This is a genomic window from Desulfofundulus australicus DSM 11792 (genome assembly GCF_900129285.1).
GTDB lineage: Bacteria > Bacillota > Desulfotomaculia > Desulfotomaculales > Desulfovirgulaceae > Desulfofundulus > Desulfofundulus australicus.
Window position 1 is genome coordinate 1 of the sequence record NZ_FQUW01000048.1, and the last position, 18,092, is coordinate 18,092.

Below are 18,092 nucleotides of genomic sequence, written 5' to 3' on the forward strand. Positions count from 1 at the left end.
CTTTAGACAGGCCGTGTTTAAACTGGATCGTCCTGATTTGCTGGACTAGATCACCAATGCCGGATATGGTATTCTGGAATGGGAACGGCTTGTGCAGTCCCTCCCCCCGGAAATTGATCATTTGGGCGTAGTGGGTATGCTTGGCCACGTCTACACCCACAATTAAGGTTTCAGGTGTGATCATGGCAAGCTTCTGGGAAAGGGGATTGTACATCGCTGATCCCTCCTGGTATTGGTGGTTTTGGGTTTTGGCATTTACACCATACCAGGATTTTTTCTTTCCCTCAAGCCCCACTACTCCTGTTTACAGGAATGCTGCATAACGATAATCATTATGCAGGTTACTAGTTTAAAAGACGTGAAAGTGAAAGAAAACGGGAAAGAAAACGGGCAGGAAACAGTATATGTGCCAGTCAAACGGTTGTGCGAGAATTTAGGATTGGCGTTTACAGGTCAAAGACAGAAAATAGTAGAGGATAGAGTATTAAGGGAGGGTGTAAAGGAAATCTTCATACCCATTAAGGGAATAGACGGCGTTGCCCAAATGCAGAAAATGTTATGCCTTCGCTATGATCTCATTCTCATGGTATCTCCATTTTGGAGACACCCTCTGAAGTTGATCTTCTTCGGCTAAAGGTGTGGTTATTTTGCCCACACCTTAATTTTTTCTTTAACCAGCCCGTTACAAAGTGCCATTTTCCGTGTATCAATTAGTAGAAAGGAGTGAAAACTATTGTATGTTTTAGATTTTATATGGTGGATACCGAAACGTATAAGTTATTACCGGCGCAGATCGTGGCGTACAGTAAACTACCCTGATTATCGAACTGATACACAAGTAGCAAAATGCAAATCGTTGGCAGTTTCACCCATAGACATTAATAATATGTGCAATTATCTTGCATTTGATATTGATTCAGATAGTATAGAGGAAGTGCAGGCAATTTTAAACACATTGCCTGAAGGTACCAAACCTCTAGTAAGTTTTTCAGGCAATAAGGGGTTTCATGTTTGGATATTCCCATTACAACCTATACAAACTAGCGAAGCTATAAAATTTTTAAAACTGATTCAAGACAAAACTAACATACAATGCGAGATATTTCCATCAAGCGAAAACAGCAAATGTTTAAAATGGCCTCTATCACAGCACCCAAAAACAAAGAAGCAAGAGGTTTTCATTAATCCCATAAACCCAAAGCACGAATATGATACGTTAATTGTCCTCGAAGGCTTACACAGCGAAATGTGGCGAACACCAAGTGAAGTGATTGAAAATTTTGTAAAGCAATACCCAAAAGAAGAAAAACGAAAAGCTCATACAACATCTTTTAAAGATAATAAGAACAAAAAAGATTGGCTCGGTGTGTTTAGACATGAGAATGCAGGGTTTGAGTTGCTCAAAATGTTTGACATAAAAATTCATAATACAAAATTAGGAAAAGCATTTTGCTGTCCAATACACAAGGAAAAAAATCCTAGTGCCAATTTTATTTATGATTCAAATGGATTTATTGCTTTTCATGACTGGCACTGTACCAAGTATGGTTTAGATTCAGAATTTTATACTTTACCAGAACTGTACTGTGCATTGAAAAACAAATCAGAAATAACAAAACTCGATCCACAAAAACATGCGGAACAGGCAAAAGAGCTTGCGTTTCTTTTGGGCTATCGGAATAGCGTTATGCAGGAAGTATTACAAAAATGGCTGGATGCTACTAAAGTTTTGTATAAGGCAGGATTGTTATCAACAGATTTTAAACAGATAATAGATAAGTTAATTAATACTGTTTATACTGTTGATACTATCTTTAAGACATTGATACACCATGAAGAAAGAAAACTATGGATGCAGATTTTATGTGGGTTCTGGCAGAATTTATTTGATAGGGTTTGGGTGATTTGTTTGAAAAAATTCTTTTGCGAAGCATTTGATAAACTAGATATTGCTGCTATGTCAAATCGTTGGTTAGCTCGGCAGGCTAAAGTCAGGTCAGAAACTGCGAATAAAGCTCTAAACCTTTTATGTGTGTTGGGAATATTAGAGAAATGTGAAATCGTTATGTACGGCAATAAACTTGCAGCGGATAGATTTAAACTTTGCAGCATTGATAGCGATCTAGTATTAAAACGTTATCAAGCTTTGGGTAAACCAAGTTTGAAAAAGTTTAACCGTAATCTGGTTGCTGAAAAATTAGGTGAAGATATTGCTGATGCAGTTTTCCGTCGTAGTATTCCGTAACAAATACAAAATGTTGTATGTATTGTGCTTTAACGCAATTAAACGATATACAGCAGTATTCTAATCTAGCTGTTATTTGGATACTATCTTTAAGACATTGGTTGCCTATCTTTACCGATCGCTATGATTCGATATAACGATACTTTAACGTTTTAACTGCTCAATGTTGTTCGTATATCCCTGTGTGGGCATTTTACTAAAATCAAACAATGGAGGGTGATTGTGTGGAATTACCTGCTGAAATTCTAGCAAAAGTCAGGTCTTTAGTCAAAAAAGAATGCGCTAATCATGATGCGGAGCTAAACGGCATTCGACATTACTGTTGCCGTGAGCCAGCAGCAAGCGATAAACGCTGCTTATACTTCGTCTTAGATGATGTTAGGTGCAAGTGGTTTGAAGAAGCTGTGTTGCCGCTTGATTCTAAACTTGAGTATGAATATTGGCAAGTTGTAAACCCGTACAAAGTTAACAAACCTCGTGATCTTAGCAAACAATGTAAGATGTGCGGTAAAGTTTTCTCTGCTAAGTCAAATCGTGAAGTGTATTGTGATTCATGCAAGGTTACGGCTAGACGTGAGGCAGTAAGAAAGTGTAACCAACGTTATCGTGAAAAGAAAAGGGAGAGGGGTATAGCGTGATATTTTAGAAACTCTGGATGCCTTGATTTTACTGGGTTTGTTTTTGTGAATTTTGAGGGGTAAATGGTTTTATACCTTTTTAAATTTCTAACGTATCACGCAGGCTTCTGAAGTCTTGATATTACTGGGTTTTTGGTGATTATGTGATATTTTAGAAAACAAGAAACGATTATACGGTTTGACGAAAGCTGTCGTACTGCTTTAATTTACTGCTTCGCCAACGTTTAAGGCCAAACTTGAAGAGATTGACTTAAAACTAAAACGGGAGGTGGGAGAAAGCGCATGGTTTTAACGTATCTAAAGAATGTTAATTTAGACATTTGCAAAATTAAACTTTAAAGGAGGAGTATTTGATGTTTGAAGCTAAGTTGTTAAACATTTTAAATTGTGCGAAAGAGGGAACTGAAGCAAAAAAGGATGTTGCAAAATTGCTTATCTGCTTAAAATTTGCAATAAGACACATTGCTAAGGAGCAGCGCCAGATAAGTGAGACTTTGCACCAAATTAAGAATAAAACTGATGGTCAGGAATGTAGTGATTTTATTAAATTGGCATGTTTACGAAAATACGAACGAGATTTGAAAAAGATCTTTGAATTAAACAATAAGCACCTTGCTAAAATTGGCGAACTTGCAATTCGCGCTTTGCATTATTATGAATCCCTAGGGGCAACTGACCATGAGTTAGCACAAATTCTTAATTGCAACAAGAAAGATTTGGAAGAATATAGGCAAATGCACAGGAAGTTTAAAAAAGGTGTGGGTTTCTTTGTGGATGCAGTTATGGTTTACAATGTTGAGCATCGCTCAAGAAAATGTGATAACGTATTTATTGGCGATAATCCAGAAGAGACACCTTTCTTCTCTGCATTATTAGCTACCATGCTGTACCAAATGGAAAATAACAAGGAATTTGTAACTAAGATGCAGGAGCTTGTGGAGGATCATTTTCCCGAAATTCGCGGTGAAATGTACAGCTTAGTAAAAGATCCGGACGGAAAAGTAAGACTTGAGAAGTATTACCCGCCGTTGAAATTAGTAAAAAGTAATTACCGTTTAAATGTTGCTTCAAAGAGAAAAAGCTAGCTATTTTTGCAGTTAACGTAAAATCATAAACGGGAGGGTTTTAAAATGAGTAACGAAAAGATTTTTCAGGCAAATAATGTTACCATAATGGCGCAAGATGAATCTACAGGAGAAACTTTTTCAGCATCACTGCCAATTGAATTAACAGTTAACCAGTACATGATTGTTCTAACAGGGGAAGATTCTCACGGAAACAAAAGTGAGATTGCTTTCTTACGAGAACCCGCTATTCCTTTGATACAGGAATTGATTAAAAGGGAGATGCTTGAAATGTATCTTTTCAGAAATGATGATGACATAGAAAAGTAAGCAACCTACACATTGACATATACTCCTTTTATTCTATTTGTCAAAAATTGCCTACAATGCCTACAGCCACAAGGCTTTCAGCGATTTTTTCAGTTTAATTGCAAAAACCCAGTAAAATAAGGCTTCTAGGAATCGGCATTTGCAAATTTGGCTTTTAAAGGGGGGATAAATTTGCGGTAAAGGGTTTTATATTACCCGAATCCTATTTTGTCAAAATGTCACCTGGCATATTTTAAAAATTTGCACTACAGCGAGATATAACGAGCTATGGCGAGATAACTGGCAATACATTGCTTAAATTGCGCATTTTTCAGTTTCTAAGAATGAGAATAATTTTCAAAATAAAAGGAGTGTTGGCATGAACTTAATTCCAGCAGCCAGAAACGGGAAAATCATTTTCTTACCTTCCGGTGAGTGCAATCAAAGCAACCGGGTTTCTATTCCTGCAGTGGGTGCGGTAATACGTTATTCGGATAATCCGAATACACATCACAGACAAAGAGTTTCTATTCCCGCAGTGGGTGCGGTAATACCTTCTGCCGTTTTGCGGCCATTATGTGCGCTATTTGCTTTTATCCTGCAGTTAGCGGGAAAGCTGTTTTGCCCAAAGGCATTAACAGCCAAAAGAAAGGAACGTTCAGTTACTGATACTTTAACTGTTAGCAGCTTAAATTCTGAAAGGGAAACCCCTTACACTGTCAGAACAAACGTGTTCAGGGGTTTAAAAGCCTGCAGTATATGCGGCAAAGATTTTGCCCCAACGTCTAACCGGCAAAAGTATTGCCCGGATTGCAGGAAAGAGGTGGAAAGGGAAAAGAACAGGGAATACGTCAAACGGCATAGGCAAAAGAAAAAAGCAGGTTAATTCACCTGCTTGCAGTGTTACGTTTTGCAGGATTGGATTGCTTACCCTGCCGGAAATATTCTTCCAGGATTTGCTGGATAATACATAACCGTTTGAAGTGTACTGGGTGCGTCCCTTCCGGAAGATATTCCCAACAAACGGCCAGGGTATGCAGTAACCCTTCCAGTGTTACCTTATCCACGAACCTTCACCACCCTGGCTTTTTTCGGCAGGATAGTGTTCAGTGGGGAAGCTTCAGCATGTATGCGTCTTAAATCACTTTCCACCAGGTTAGCATAGCGTCTGGTCATGGCCAGGGTGGTATGCCCCAGGGTCTTCTGCAGGGATAACTCCAGCCCCCCGGAACGGAGGTAGAGAATGGCGAAGGCATGCCGTAAATCGTATGGACGTACCTTTACACCGAGTTTGCGGGAATACATTTTTAACCTGTAACCCCAGGAATTACGGTTTAACGGCATTCCTTCCACAGTACAGAAAACTGGCACATTATCCTTCCAGGAGGGGTGTCTTGCAGCAATTAATTCCCTTACAGCGTTTGCCGTTGCTGGTGAAATGGGCAGTGTTCTGCTTACCCTGGTTTTGGCTGTTTCCCTGCGAATGGTTACCTGCAAAGCTTTAAAGTTAAAATCGTCCAGAAGCAGGGAAAAGGCTTCCTTTGGTCGAATACCTGTATCCATAGTTAGCAGGAATAGTGCATAATCCCTCAAACCTGCAAACGTCTTCCTGTCTGGCAGGGTGAGTAACTGCTTTAACGTTTCAACGTCCAGGTTGACCACCCTGCCTTCGTCTTTTCTTTTCTTCTTTCCTGCCAGCGGATTTTCCGGGAATATGCCTTCCTGCACACACCATTTAAAGAATGCATTGAGGTATTCCAGACGGATATTGTATGTGGCAGGCTTCATATCCTGCGACATATATTCAAGTACGCATTTCTTCAAGTTTTTGGGGTCGTAAGCCTGTGGGTATCGTTTAAAAAACTGGCCTATGTGGTAGCGGTAATCGTTCAGTGTCGTTTCGCTTATACCGTCCCCCTGTTTCCACCATAGAAACTGTTGCCTTGCTTCCTCCCATGTGGCGGGTACCTCTTTGCGGATGCGTAAGACTTTTCCTTTCGCCATAAAAAAACCCCCTCACGTAAATACTTTCTTTCGCGAAGGGGAAGACCAGTACAGTTAGCGGGTCATTTCAGCTTAACTGGTCTGCAAATTGTGCGACAATTTTAGCGGAATTTCCTGGAAACTACAAACCTAGAATTTATGCGGTTGGCGGGAGTGTGTGAGAATCGAACTCACCCGGGACGGGATTGCCGCCCCACAGCTGGTTTTGAAGACCAGGAGGGCCACCAGGCCCCATCCACTCCCGCAGACAAATGCAGTTGCTCATAAGCCACCAGTAAAATGCAGATTGTATTATACCATGTTCGCCGGGATTAATCAATAACTGTATCCTTACTCCCCATCCACTGCCATTGATTTTAAGGGGAAAATGTAATACCCTAGATTAAGGAGTTGTCCACTGGCGGTTGGAGAAGGATTTTACTGGTTACCCGTGGAATAATACGAAAACCGGGGTTTGATTTGAGTACGGGCAGGTGAGCCTTTGAGCAAATGCTAGATCTATTCGAGGAAATCAAAGAAGAAATGGTTATTGTAGAACGGGAATTGCAAGCCACCTTGCAAACCCCGGATCCGCTTCTAACCGAAACTTCCACCCATTTATTAATGGCAGGGGGAAAGCGCCTGCGCCCTGCTTTTAGCCTTTTAGGAGGCAAGTGTGCCGATTTCCACCTGGAACGGGTTTTACCTCTGGCCGTAGCTTTAGAGCTGATCCACATGGCCACCCTGGTTCATGACGATGTGGTGGATGCGGCCATGACCCGCCGGGGTGTGCCCACCATCAAAGCTCGCTGGGGGAATCGGATTTCCACACATGTGGGAGATTATTTATTTGCCCAATCCCTTATCCTTATTGCCAGGTATGATGATCCACTTATACCCAGAATACTGGCCAATACCAGCGTCAAAATGTGTGAAGGTGAAATTCAGCAAATCTCCGGCTCTTTTGATACTGAACAGACAGTAAAGGATTATTTTTACCGGATTAATCGTAAAACTGCCCTGCTCATCGCTGCCAGCTGCCAGCTGGGAGCCGTGGCCTGTGGTGCTCCGGCAGAAATTCATCTTGCTTTACGACGGTACGGGCATAATATTGGTATGGCCTTTCAAATAACCGATGACATCCTGGACCTGGTAGCAGAACAAAAGCAGCTTGGTAAACCGGTGGGAAGCGACCTGCGTCAGGGTATTATTACTTTACCGGTAATTTATGCCTTAAAACATAGCCCCGAGCGGGAGCGCTTGAGAACGCTGATTTTATCCTCGAATAAAAGTGAGGAGTTAATCCAGGAAGCAATCACTATCATCCAGCATTGCGGTGGAATTCAATATTCCATAGAGGTTGCTGAAAAATACATCTGGAAAGCCAAAGGAGCTCTAAAGAATTTGCCCCAGCGTCCCGCCAAGATAATACTAGAAAAGGTAGCAGACTTTGTAAGCATCAGAAAATTCTAGAGATAAAGGATTGAGCCCACTTGCCAAGAACTTACCCTATTTCTTTAATTTTATCCCAGCGTCCCTGCCTGGTGGTCGGCGGTGGCAGTGTGGCTGAACGCAAGGTTTTATCTCTTCTGGCCTGCGGGGCTAAAGTAAAGGTGGTCAGCCCCTCTCTCACCCCGGCTCTGCAGGATTTAGCAAGCAAAGACAAAATCAACTACAGGCGGGGAACATTTGAGATTGCAGATTTGGAAAATATTTTTTTGGTCATTGCCGCCACTGACCGGGAGGAAGTTAATCACCGGATAGCTACAGAAGCAATGGCCAGAAATATGCTTGTAAACGTGGTTGATGACCCCCCGTACGGTAATTTTTACGTCCCGGCAGTGTTAAGGAGGGGCTCCTTACAAATCGCCATCTCAACTGACGGCAAGAGTCCCCTTATAGCCCGGAAAATTAAAGAAGAACTTGAAGAACGTTATGGACCGGAATACGGTATTCTGGTTGATTTACTGGGAGAAATACGCCACGATATTTTAAATAAAATAACTGACCCCAGGAAAAGGCGAGAATTGCTGGAAGCCATTGTGGATAATGAGACTTTGCAGTTGTTGGCCGGTGGAGAACTCGAAAAAGCAAAGGAGCGGGTAATCAATGCTTATCATCGCAGTAGGAGTAAACCATAGAACTGCTCCGGTGGAGATACGGGAACGGCTCTCCTTTTCAGAACATTCCCTGGGAATGTCCCTTTCCAGGTTAAACAGTTATCCTGCCATTGAAGGATGTATCATATTATCCACCTGCAACCGGACAGAAATTTACGCTGCCACGCGGAAGCTGGATGAAGGTTTAAATGCCATCTGGGATTTTCTTTCTCAAAAATCCGGTGTGGATATTTCAGAAATCAAAAACTACACCTATGCCCATACCCTTTATGATACTATCCGCCACCTTTTTCGGGTTGCGGCAGGGCTTGATTCGATGATCCTGGGAGAGACTCAGATTCTCGGCCAGGTACGTCATGCTTACCAGCTGGCCTGCCAGTACGGAGCAACCAACCGGGTGCTCAACACTTTATTTCAGCAGGCCATCACGGTGGGCAAGCGGGTGCGAACGGAAACGGGTATCGACCAGAATGCCGTTTCCATCAGCTACGCTGCCGTGGAACTGGCCAAACAGCAGTTCAGGGATCTTTCCGGCCGTTCGGTACTGGTAATTGGTGCGGGCAAGATGAGCGAACTGACCGCCCGTCACCTGGTAGCCAACGGGGTAACCGGGGTAATTGTTTCCAACCGTTCTTACCCCCGGGCCGTTGAACTGGCTGCTCAGTTCAACGGCCGGGCAGTAAAATTTGATCATCTATACCAGCATATTGAGGAAGCAGACATCATCATAAGCTGTACTGCCGCTTCTCATTATGTGGTACACTTAAGTGAAATGAAGGAAGCTGTGGCCCGCCGCGGAGGACGGGAATTAATGATTATCGATATCGCGGTGCCCCGGGATGTCGAACCAGCGGTGGGAGATTTGCCGGGAGTAACCCTTTATGACATAGACGATCTGCAGCAGGTGGTTGACCATAACCTGGAAGAACGTAAGAAAGCTGCTGTAATAGCGGAAGGAATCATTGAAGAAGAACTGGATAAATTTATGCAATGGTTGAGCATGCAGTTTGTTATCCCCACCATTGCAGCTTTGAAAAAATGGGGAGAAGAAATTAAACAAAAGGAATTACGCCGGGCACTCAATCGACTGGGAAATATTTCCGAACATGATCGCAAGGTGGTAAGTTCCCTGGCCAATTCCATTGTCAACCAGCTGCTGCATGTACCTGTGGCCCAGCTCAAGGCTTACGCCCTTACCCCTGAAGGTCACCTGTACATGAAAGTGTTGCAAAATCTTTTCAAACTGGAACTTCCTGGTGAACAATCTCGTAATGGAAAGGAACCTGCGCAGGGCAGCCTGGCCACCGGCCAGTAAAAAGTAAGTCTGGATTGCATGCCCGGCTCCGGAAAAGGGGCGGGCCTTCTTCATGGAGGAAATATTATGAAAGAAGAAATAGTTATTGGTACCCGGGACAGTCAGCTGGCCATGTGGCAGGCCAGATGGGTGCTGGAGAAGTTGCAGGGGCTGTACCCACAGAAAAAGTTTGTCCTGAAGGGGATGAAAACCCGGGGAGACCACATTCTAGATGTAGCCCTGGCTAAAATAGGAGATAAAGGCTTGTTTACAAAGGAACTGGAGGTTGCTTTATTAAACGGGGAAATTGATCTGGCCGTCCATAGCATGAAGGATCTCCCCACTAGTTTACCGGAAGATCTTACCATCGGGGCTATTTGCCCGCGGGAATTCCCGGGGGATGTTCTGATATCCCGCTCGGGGCTTACCCTGGACAAGCTTCCTCCCGGGGCCCGCATCGGTACCAGTAGTTTGCGGCGTACTGCTCAGTTGCTACACTACCGTCCCGACTTCAACGTCATTACCATCCGGGGCAATTTAACTACCCGCCTGCGCAAACTGGAGGAATTGAATCTGGATGCCATAATCCTGGCTTATGCAGGTATACATCGTCTGGGTCACGATGAAAGGATCACCCAGCTTATTCCCTTTGATATCTGCCTGCCCGCCGCAGGCCAGGGTTCCATTGCCATCGAAATTCGCGCCAGCGATTCGTCAATGCAAGAATTGATTCGGCCCCTGGATGACCCCTCTTCCCGTGCGGCCATTATAGCGGAGAGGGCGTTGATGAGAAAACTGGAAGGCGGATGTCAGGTACCTGTTGGTACCCTGGGTCAAATTCAGCAGGGGCAACTTTTCCTGGAAGGCGTTGTGGCCAGCCTTGATGGTCGCCAGCTGGTACGAAAAAATATTTCCGGGCCGCCAGACCAGGCGGAAAAGATCGGGGAAGAACTGGCCATGCAGTTAATAGAAATGGGAGCAGGGGAAATTCTAAATAAAGCACGACAGGAGTTCGATCTGCAATGAAAATTGGCACTGTTTATCTGGTAGGAGCAGGGCCCGGGGATCCGGGATTGATTACTGTCAAGGGGCTGACCTGTATTCAAAAAGCCGATGTTATTGTATACGATCGGCTGGCCAGCCCCAAGCTTTTATCCCATGCGGCACCGGGGGCAGAATTGATTTTTGTGGGTAAAAGCCCTGCCGGTCATGCCATGACCCAGGAAGAAATTAACCGGCTTTTAATAGATAGGGCCCGCCAGGGAAATTTAGTTGTGCGCCTGAAGGGGGGAGACCCCTTTGTTTTTGGTCGGGGAGGAGAAGAAGCTGAAGCCCTGGCAGAGGCGGGTATACCTTTTGAAGTGGTGCCCGGTATAACTTCAGCGGTTGCTGTACCGGCATATGCAGGTATTCCGGTAACTCATCGTGACTATGCCTCCACCCTGGCGATAATAACCGGCAATGAAGATCCCAGGAAAGAAAGTTCACATATCAATTGGGAGAAACTGGCTGCAGCAACCGATACGCTGGTCATCTTAATGGGAGCTGCCAATCTCGCATACATTGTTGAACAGCTCACCAAATTCGGGGCTGATCCCCAGACTCCGGTGGCAGTAATCAACTGGGGAACCCGTCCGGAGCAGAAGACCGTTACAGGAAATCTGGAGAATATTGTTTCCAGAGTTATGAAGGAAGGTGTTACCAACCCGTCGGTAATTATTGTAGGCAGGGTGGTAAACCTGCGGAAAAAACTATCCTGGTACGAGAAAAAACCCCTTTTTGGAAAACGGGTCCTGATCACCCGTAGCAGGGAACAGGCCAGCAATCTCTCCCGGGCAATTGAAGCACTGGGTGGGGAAGCGGTTGAATTTCCAACCATTCGGATTGTGGAACCGGAGAACTACGAACTCCTGGACAAGGCCATTTCCCGTTTGGATTCCTATCGCTGGATTATTTTTACCAGCGTAAACGGTGTGCGGTTTTTCTTTACCCGCCTGTTGCAACAGGGTAAAGATGTGCGGGATCTAAAAGGTATTAACATCTGTGCCATCGGACCTAAAACCAGGGAAGCTCTTGAAAATTACGCCTTAAAAGTTTTTTACGTACCCGATGAATACCGGGCTGAACAAATTATTACCGGATTAAAAAGCTGGATCAAACCCGGCGATCGCATTCTTTTACCCCGGGCTGATATTGCCCGAAAAGTACTGGCAGAAATGCTTTCCGATCTGGGGGCTGTGGTGGATGAAGTAGTAGCTTACCGCACCGTGCCGGCCGGGGGAGATGCCCGTTTGCTAAAAGAAATGCTTGCCGAAGGGAAGATCCACATCATTACCTTTACCAGCTCTTCCACCGTGCGCAATTTCGTCCACCTGCTGGACAACGGCCAGTTGCCCGGACTTTTGGAGGGAGTGACGGTAGCCTGCATTGGTCCGGTAACAGCACAAACTGCCCGAAAACTGGGCCTGCCCGTACATGTTCAGGCACATAAATATACCATTGATGGGCTGGTTGAAGCAATTCTGGAGGCGAACCAGGTGGTGATTAAAAATGATTAGTATCAGCAAATTACTCCTGGATACCACAGGCTTTGGTGATCAATTGCGTTATAATCCTTCAGCCCGCAGCCAGATTCACGGGACTACAGAGGGGCAGGGGCCGGTTGTGGTCTGGAACATGACCCGCTCCTGCAATTTGCGCTGTATTCATTGTTATGCCAGCGCTAACAGTAAAAGGCACCCCAATGAATTAACTACCACCGAAGCCAAAAAATTTATAGATGACCTTGCTGCCTTTAATGTACCTGTACTGCTGTTTTCCGGCGGCGAGCCTTTGATGCGGGAGGATTTTTTTGAGCTGGCTGCTTATGCTGTTAGCCGTGGTATCCGCACCACCGTTTCCACCAATGGTACCCTGATTACTCCCACCGTGGCAGGCCTTTTAAAAAAAATAGGTGTGGGGTATGTGGGGATCAGCCTGGACGGAACGGGGGAGAGCAATGATTACTTCCGGGGTCGGACGGGAGCTTTTGAATCCGCCCTGGAAGGCATCCGTAACTGCCTGGCAGTGGGACAAAAGGTGGGATTACGATTTACCATTAACCGGCATAATTTTCACCAATTAGAAGCCATTCTTGAACTAATTGAAAAGGAAAATATCCCCCGGGTTTGTTTTTATCATCTGGTTTACAGCGGCCGGGGAAGGGAAATGTTAAAAGATGATGTTACGCACCAGGAGTCCCGGGTTGCTCTCGACTTGATTATGGAGAGAACAATCGATTTTCACCGCCGGGGATTGAGCAAAGAGATCTTAACTGTGGATAATCATGCCGATGGAGTCTATGTATACTTGAAATTGAAGGAAAAGGATCCCCAGAGAGCAGAGCGGGCATACCAGCTGCTTTTACAAAACGGTGGAAATCGCTCTGGTATAGCTATAGCCGCTGTGGACTGGGAAGGAAATGTTCACCCGGATCAATTCACCCTCCAGTACACCTTCGGCAATGTGCGGGAAAAAAGCTTCGGCGAAATCTGGACGGATCTTTCCCATCCTATTTTAGCCGGCTTAAAAAACCGCCGGCCCCTTTTAAAGGGGCGTTGTGCCCGTTGCCGGTGGGTGGAAATTTGCAACGGAAATTTCCGCACCCGGGCGGAAACAGTTTTTAATGATTTCTGGGCGCCTGATCCCGCCTGTTATTTAACAGACCAGGAAATTGGCATTGCTTGATTGGAGGTGCTGCACGTGAGTTTCCCCATCACCCGTCCCCGCCGCTTGCGGTTAAAGGAAAACATACGTCGCCTGGTAAGGGAAACCCGCCTGACAACGGATGACCTCATCTACCCGCTATTTGTCACCCATGGCCGGGAAATGCGTACTCCCGTGGAAGCCATGCCGGGGGTTTATAATCTTTCCCCGGATTTAATCATTGAAGAGGTGGCCCGGGTAGCCGAGTTAAACATACCCGGCATTATCATCTTTGGGATTCCCCGGGTAAAAGATGAATCAGCCAGCGAGGCTTACGATGATGAAGGTATAGTGCAGCAGGTTGTACGGCTAATAAAGAAGGAGTTCCCGGAATTAATAGTCATCACCGATGTGTGCCTCTGTGAGTACACCAGCCACGGCCACTGTGGAATAGTGGAGCAGGAACGAATTCTTAATGATCCCACCCTTGAATTGCTGGCCCGTACCGCCCTTTCCCACGCCAGGGCAGGAGCCGATATGGTAGCGCCATCTGATATGATGGATGGAAGAGTAGCTGCCATTCGCCGCGCCCTGGATGAAGCCGGTTATCAGGATGTGGCCATTATGTCATACGCGGCCAAGTATGCATCGGCTTACTATGGGCCTTTCCGGGAAGCCGTGAACTCGGCACCAAGGTTCGGGGACCGGCGATCTTACCAGATGGATCCTGCCAATGCCCGGGAAGCCATGCGGGAAATAGCCCTGGATATTGAAGAGGGAGCTGATATTATCATGATCAAACCCGCCCTGGCTTACCTGGATATTGTCCGCCGTGTTCGGGATACCTTTAATTGTCCTGTAGCAGTGTATAATGTCAGCGGTGAATATGCTATGGTTAAAGCCGCTGCCATGCGGGGCTGGATTGACGAACGACGGGTAGTTCTGGAAACACTTACAGGAATGAAAAGGGCGGGAGCAGATATGATCATCACTTATCACGCCCTGGATGTGGCACGCTGGCTGCGAGAAGGCTAGCCAGTTATCTTAGAGAGGATGGTAAGTATGCTGGTTTCCTGGAACTCAACCAATGCCTGTAACCTGACCTGCCAGCACTGTTACAGGGATGCTGGCGCCAGGATGGAGGAAGAGTTAAATAGTTCCGAAGCGGCCAAATTGATTGATGAAATTGCCCGGGCTGGCTTTAAAATTATGATTTTTAGCGGCGGCGAGCCTCTCCTGCGGCCGGATATATACGAACTGATCCAGTATGCCGCCCGTAAAGGCCTGCGGCCGGTTATGGGAACAAATGGTACTTTAATTACCGGCAGCGTCGCCGAAAAGTTAAAACAGGCTGGAGCACTGGTAGTAGGAATTAGCCTGGACAGTGTTAATAAGGAACAACACGATCAGTTTCGCGGTGTGGTGGGAGCCTGGGAGGCAGCAATCGAAGGTATGGAGGCCTGCAGGAAGGCCGGCCTGCCTTTTCAAATTCATACTACGGTAGTAGAATGGAACTATGAACAGGTAGAGGCGTTAACTGACCTGGCGGTGCAACTGGGAGCTGTGGCTCACCATGTGTTTTTCCTGGTGCCGACAGGAAGGGCCGTAAATATAGAAGAAGAATCCCTGAGGGCGGAGCAGTACGAACGTTTGCTCCACCGGATAATGAAAAAGCAAAGGGAAGTGCCCATTGAATTGAAACCTACCTGTGCCCCCCAGTTTATGCGTATTGCTGCCCAAATGGGTTTGAAATTACGTTTCCAAAAAGGTTGCCTGGCGGGTACCGGTTATTGCATTATCAGCCCGAAGGGTGATGTTCAACCTTGTGCTTATTTAAATATACCTGTAGGTAATGTCAGAGAAACGCCCTTTGACCTCATCTGGCGGGACAATCCAGTTTTTCAAAGGTTACGCACTGCTGACTACAGCGGCGGGTGCGGTTCCTGTAATTATCGCAATATCTGTGGCGGCTGCCGGGCCCGCGCTTACTATTACCATGGCGATTTTATGGCTGAAGAACCATGGTGCTTGTACCGGAAAGGTAAAATAAATAGCGGAGGAATAGTTTGTGACGCTGGATAGTATGGATAAACAACTGTTGAATATTATTCAGAGCAACCTGCCCATTGATCCCGAACCTTACAGGAAACTTGCTGAAATCCTGGGCACCACTGAGGAAGATATACTGGGCCGGTTGAAAAGATTAATCGAAAAAGGGGTTATCAGGCGGCTGGGGGCCATTTTTGATTCCCGCAAGGTTGGATATTGCGGCACTCTGTGTGCAATGAAAGTACCGGAAGACAGGATCGAGGAAGTGGTGGCTGTAGTTAATAGTTTTCCGGGAGTAACCCACAATTACCTGCGGGATCACCCGTATAACATATGGTTTACGTTGCTGGTTGAATCCCAGGTCGAACTGGAAAATATTTTACAAGAAATTAAAAAACGTACCGGTATAAGCGATATGCTCAACCTTCCGGCCTCGAGAATTTTTAAAATCCTGGTTAACTTCGATCTGGGAGAGGATGATGATGCTTAGCCAGAAAGACATAGAAATTATCCGTGCTCTCCAGGAAGGTCTTCCCCTGGTCAGCCGTCCCTTTCAGGTTTTGGCTCAAAAGGTTGGGCTCAGTGAAGAAGAGCTTTTGAACAAAGTGCGGGAATTTGTTAAGCAAGGGATTATCCGGCGCTTCGGGGCGGCTGTACGCCACCAGGATCTGGGTTATATTTCCAACGCCATGGTAGTCTGGGAGGTTCCTGAGGAAAAAATAGAAGAGATAGGCCGGTTGATGGCCTCCTTCGATGAGATTTCCCACTGTTACCAGCGTCCCAGCCGGCCACCAGAGTGGCCATATAATCTATTTACCGTGATTCATGGTCAAACAAGGGATGAATGTGAGAAAATTGCTGCCCGTCTCTCCCGGGCCAGTGGAATTACCAGCTACCGTTTACTGTTCAGCCTTGCCGAATTTAAAAAAAGTAGTATGAAATACTTTATGGAAAAATGAGGTGATATCTTGCCATACGAGAAATCCCGGGAACTGTTCATACAGGCACGCCAATATATGCCCGGCGGTGTAAATAGTCCGGTAAGGGCTTTTAAAGCGGTGGGAAGGGACCCTCTTTTTATTGCCCGGGGTGAAGGAGCGCTTATTTTTGATGAAGATGGTAACGAATATATTGATTACGTAGGTTCCTGGGGGCCACTTATCCTGGGGCACCGGCATCCTGAAATTATAGCAGCCCTGCGGACATGCCTGGAAATAGGAACCAGCTTTGGCGCTCCCACCAGGTTGGAAATCGAGCTGGCCAGGGCTATTGTAGAAGCGCTACCGGGAGTAGAAATGGTGCGCCTTGTCAACTCGGGTACCGAGGCAACCATGAGCGCCCTGAGGCTGGCCAGGGCTTATACCGGGCGCAATAAAATTGTCAAGTTTGAGGGCTGTTATCACGGTCATGCAGATTTCCTGCTTATAAAAGCCGGTTCGGGAGCTACTACCCTGGGAGTACCCAGCAGCCCCGGTGTACCGCCCAATGCCGCGGCGGATACAATAGTAGTGCCATATAATAACTTGAATGCGCTGGAATCAATTTTTACCCGGCACGGCCATGAAATTGCCGCCGTCATTGTGGAACCGGTGGCGGGCAATATGGGCGTAGTACCGCCTGTAAAGGGATTCCTGGAGGGACTTAGAGAGATAACTCAACATTACGGTGCGCTCTTAATTTTTGATGAAGTTATCACCGGATTCAGGCTTTCTTACGGTGGTGCTCAGGAACTGTACAAGATTGATCCCGATCTAACCTGCCTTGGAAAAATCATCGGCGGTGGCCTGCCTGTAGGAGCTTACGGAGGCAAAAAACATATTATGGAAAAAGTAGCCCCGGAAGGACCGGTCTACCAGGCAGGTACCCTTTCCGGTAATCCCCTGGCTGTATCTGCTGGCCTGGCTACCCTAAAGGTATTAAAGCGGCCCGGTACGTACGAAGAACTGGAACGGAAGTCCGCTCTCCTTTACCAGGGAATGGCCGAAGCCGCCCGGGAAGCAGGACTTACCCTTTCCTTTAACCGGGTTGGTTCCATGCTCTGCATTTTCTTTACTGAAACACCGGTAGTGGATTATACCACTGCCTGTACTGCCGATACCCGTCGATTTGCAGCCTTTTTCCAATCTATGCTGGAACAGGGGATATACCTGGCTCCCTCCCAATTTGAAGCAGTTTTTGTCAGCCTGGCCCATACCGATGAACAAATCCAGAAAACGGTAGAAGCAGCCCGTAAAGCTTTCGCTGCTATTAAATATACCTAAACTTGTATGCAAACAGCAGGGAGGAAGGGCGAATTCAGGTTCGTAACCATTCCCCGGGGAGAAACTTCTTTTCGGGGCTTTTCTTTGCCAGCCGGGAAACTTAGTGTAAAGTTACTGTAGGAAATTGAAGAAGGAAAAAGGCGGTAGGAAATAGAAAGGAGAGTGCACCGCCTAGGAAGGGCGAGTAACCGAAGGATCGGAAACTCGGAGGTGCACTCTCATGAAGATAATTCAGCACGTATATAACAGTTTCCTGCAAGTAGCCACTTTAATTTTTGAGAAACTTGAGAAGGGGATTGATTATCCAAGGTTTCAGCTTGAGCTGCAAGACGTGCTCAATGAATTGGGCCGTAATATATGCAAGGAAGTATTGGAAGCTGCTGATGACTATGTAAGGCAGCACCGGAATGAACGAGCGGGGTGGGTAGTAGTTCGCCGCGATGAA

The 18,092-nt window shown here is 46.1% G+C and carries 18 protein-coding genes, 1 tRNA gene and 2 pseudogenes; 18 read left to right on the forward strand and 3 right to left on the reverse strand.

Features of this window, described 5'->3' with window-relative positions; all coding sequences use genetic code 11:
* A pseudogene (locus tag BUB44_RS13745) lies at nucleotides 1-214 on the reverse strand (IS110 family RNA-guided transposase); the annotation flags it as partial.
* A 27-nt stretch (nucleotides 215-241) separates the two neighbouring features.
* Here BUB44_RS13745 and BUB44_RS13750 point away from each other — a divergent pair.
* The 6 genes from BUB44_RS13750 to BUB44_RS13770 all read left to right on the forward strand — a co-directional run bounded on the left by BUB44_RS13750 (nucleotide 242) and on the right by BUB44_RS13770 (nucleotide 5,142).
* The gene (locus tag BUB44_RS13750; RefSeq protein WP_131821637.1) at nucleotides 242-634 is read left to right on the forward strand and encodes a phage antirepressor N-terminal domain-containing protein; all 393 of its coding nucleotides are present in this window, start codon (nucleotides 242-244) and stop codon (nucleotides 632-634) included.
* A gap of 99 nt (nucleotides 635-733) precedes the next feature.
* Nucleotides 734-2,245 (forward strand): TOTE conflict system archaeo-eukaryotic primase domain-containing protein, encoded by a 1,512-nt coding sequence (locus BUB44_RS13755; RefSeq protein WP_073167337.1) that lies wholly within the window; start codon nucleotides 734-736, stop codon nucleotides 2,243-2,245.
* Nucleotides 2,246-2,469: 224 nt separating this feature from the next.
* A complete protein-coding gene (locus BUB44_RS15230) occupies nucleotides 2,470-2,883 on the forward strand; it encodes a cysteine-rich VLP protein (protein ID WP_131821638.1) in 414 nt (137 codons plus the stop codon).
* Nucleotides 2,884-3,236: 353 nt separating this feature from the next.
* Nucleotides 3,237-3,968 carry a hypothetical protein gene (locus BUB44_RS13760; protein WP_073167339.1) on the forward strand — a complete coding sequence of 244 codons (732 nt, stop codon included), beginning with the start codon at nucleotides 3,237-3,239 and terminating at the stop codon, nucleotides 3,966-3,968.
* A gap of 45 nt (nucleotides 3,969-4,013) precedes the next feature.
* The gene (locus BUB44_RS13765) at nucleotides 4,014-4,277 is read left to right on the forward strand and encodes a hypothetical protein (RefSeq protein WP_073167342.1); all 264 of its coding nucleotides are present in this window, start codon (nucleotides 4,014-4,016) and stop codon (nucleotides 4,275-4,277) included.
* Between the two features lie 358 nt (nucleotides 4,278-4,635).
* Entirely contained in the window at nucleotides 4,636-5,142 is a 507-nt protein-coding gene (locus BUB44_RS13770) for a hypothetical protein (RefSeq protein WP_073167343.1), read from the forward strand.
* Between the two features lie 173 nt (nucleotides 5,143-5,315).
* Here BUB44_RS13770 and BUB44_RS13780 read toward each other — a convergent pair whose 3' ends face one another.
* Nucleotides 5,316-6,260, reverse strand: a complete 945-nt coding sequence (locus BUB44_RS13780) for a tyrosine-type recombinase/integrase (RefSeq protein ID WP_073167348.1) — start codon at nucleotides 6,258-6,260, stop codon at nucleotides 5,316-5,318.
* Between the two features lie 145 nt (nucleotides 6,261-6,405).
* Nucleotides 6,406-6,503 (reverse strand) — tRNA-Sec (locus BUB44_RS15495).
* A 246-nt stretch (nucleotides 6,504-6,749) separates the two neighbouring features.
* Here BUB44_RS15495 and BUB44_RS13785 point away from each other — a divergent pair.
* The 12 genes and pseudogenes from BUB44_RS13785 to BUB44_RS13840 all read left to right on the forward strand — a co-directional run.
* Nucleotides 6,750-7,712 (forward strand): polyprenyl synthetase family protein, encoded by a 963-nt coding sequence (locus tag BUB44_RS13785; RefSeq protein ID WP_073167350.1) that lies wholly within the window; start codon nucleotides 6,750-6,752, stop codon nucleotides 7,710-7,712.
* Nucleotides 7,713-7,732: 20 nt separating this feature from the next.
* The gene (locus tag BUB44_RS13790) at nucleotides 7,733-8,380 is read left to right on the forward strand and encodes a precorrin-2 dehydrogenase/sirohydrochlorin ferrochelatase family protein (RefSeq protein WP_073167352.1); all 648 of its coding nucleotides are present in this window, start codon (nucleotides 7,733-7,735) and stop codon (nucleotides 8,378-8,380) included.
* Nucleotides 8,349-9,674, forward strand: coding sequence for a glutamyl-tRNA reductase (gene hemA / locus BUB44_RS13795; RefSeq protein ID WP_073167355.1), 1,326 nt, complete (start codon nucleotides 8,349-8,351; stop codon nucleotides 9,672-9,674). The genes BUB44_RS13790 and hemA overlap by 32 nt, the downstream gene beginning before the upstream one ends.
* A 66-nt stretch (nucleotides 9,675-9,740) precedes the next feature.
* Nucleotides 9,741-10,679, forward strand: a complete 939-nt coding sequence (gene hemC / locus BUB44_RS13800) for a hydroxymethylbilane synthase (protein ID WP_073167357.1) — start codon at nucleotides 9,741-9,743, stop codon at nucleotides 10,677-10,679.
* A complete protein-coding gene (gene cobA, locus BUB44_RS13805) occupies nucleotides 10,676-12,211 on the forward strand; it encodes a uroporphyrinogen-III C-methyltransferase (RefSeq protein ID WP_073167360.1) in 1,536 nt (511 codons plus the stop codon). The genes hemC and cobA overlap by 4 nt, the downstream gene beginning before the upstream one ends.
* A complete protein-coding gene (nirJ1, locus tag BUB44_RS13810) occupies nucleotides 12,204-13,379 on the forward strand; it encodes a putative heme d1 biosynthesis radical SAM protein NirJ1 (RefSeq protein WP_073167362.1) in 1,176 nt (391 codons plus the stop codon). The genes cobA and nirJ1 overlap by 8 nt, the downstream gene beginning before the upstream one ends.
* 15 nt (nucleotides 13,380-13,394) lie before the next feature.
* Nucleotides 13,395-14,372: a porphobilinogen synthase gene (gene hemB / locus BUB44_RS13815; protein WP_073167364.1), complete on the forward strand. Its 978-nt coding sequence runs from the start codon at nucleotides 13,395-13,397 to the stop codon at nucleotides 14,370-14,372.
* 27 nt (nucleotides 14,373-14,399) lie between these two features.
* Complete coding sequence (gene nirJ2, locus BUB44_RS13820) at nucleotides 14,400-15,419, forward strand: putative heme d1 biosynthesis radical SAM protein NirJ2 (RefSeq protein WP_027356310.1); 1,020 nt, start codon at nucleotides 14,400-14,402, stop codon at nucleotides 15,417-15,419.
* Nucleotides 15,406-15,876, forward strand: a complete 471-nt coding sequence (ahbA, locus tag BUB44_RS13825; RefSeq protein WP_027356309.1) for a siroheme decarboxylase subunit alpha — start codon at nucleotides 15,406-15,408, stop codon at nucleotides 15,874-15,876. Before nirJ2 ends, ahbA begins: the two co-directional genes overlap by 14 nt.
* Nucleotides 15,869-16,345 (forward strand): siroheme decarboxylase subunit beta, encoded by a 477-nt coding sequence (gene ahbB, locus BUB44_RS13830; protein ID WP_207545676.1) that lies wholly within the window; start codon nucleotides 15,869-15,871, stop codon nucleotides 16,343-16,345. The genes ahbA and ahbB overlap by 8 nt, the downstream gene beginning before the upstream one ends.
* A 9-nt stretch (nucleotides 16,346-16,354) precedes the next feature.
* Entirely contained in the window at nucleotides 16,355-17,647 is a 1,293-nt protein-coding gene (gene hemL / locus BUB44_RS13835; RefSeq protein WP_114362195.1) for a glutamate-1-semialdehyde 2,1-aminomutase, read from the forward strand.
* Nucleotides 17,648-17,867: 220 nt separating this feature from the next.
* Nucleotides 17,868-18,092: pseudogene (locus BUB44_RS13840) on the forward strand (ISLre2 family transposase); the annotation flags it as partial.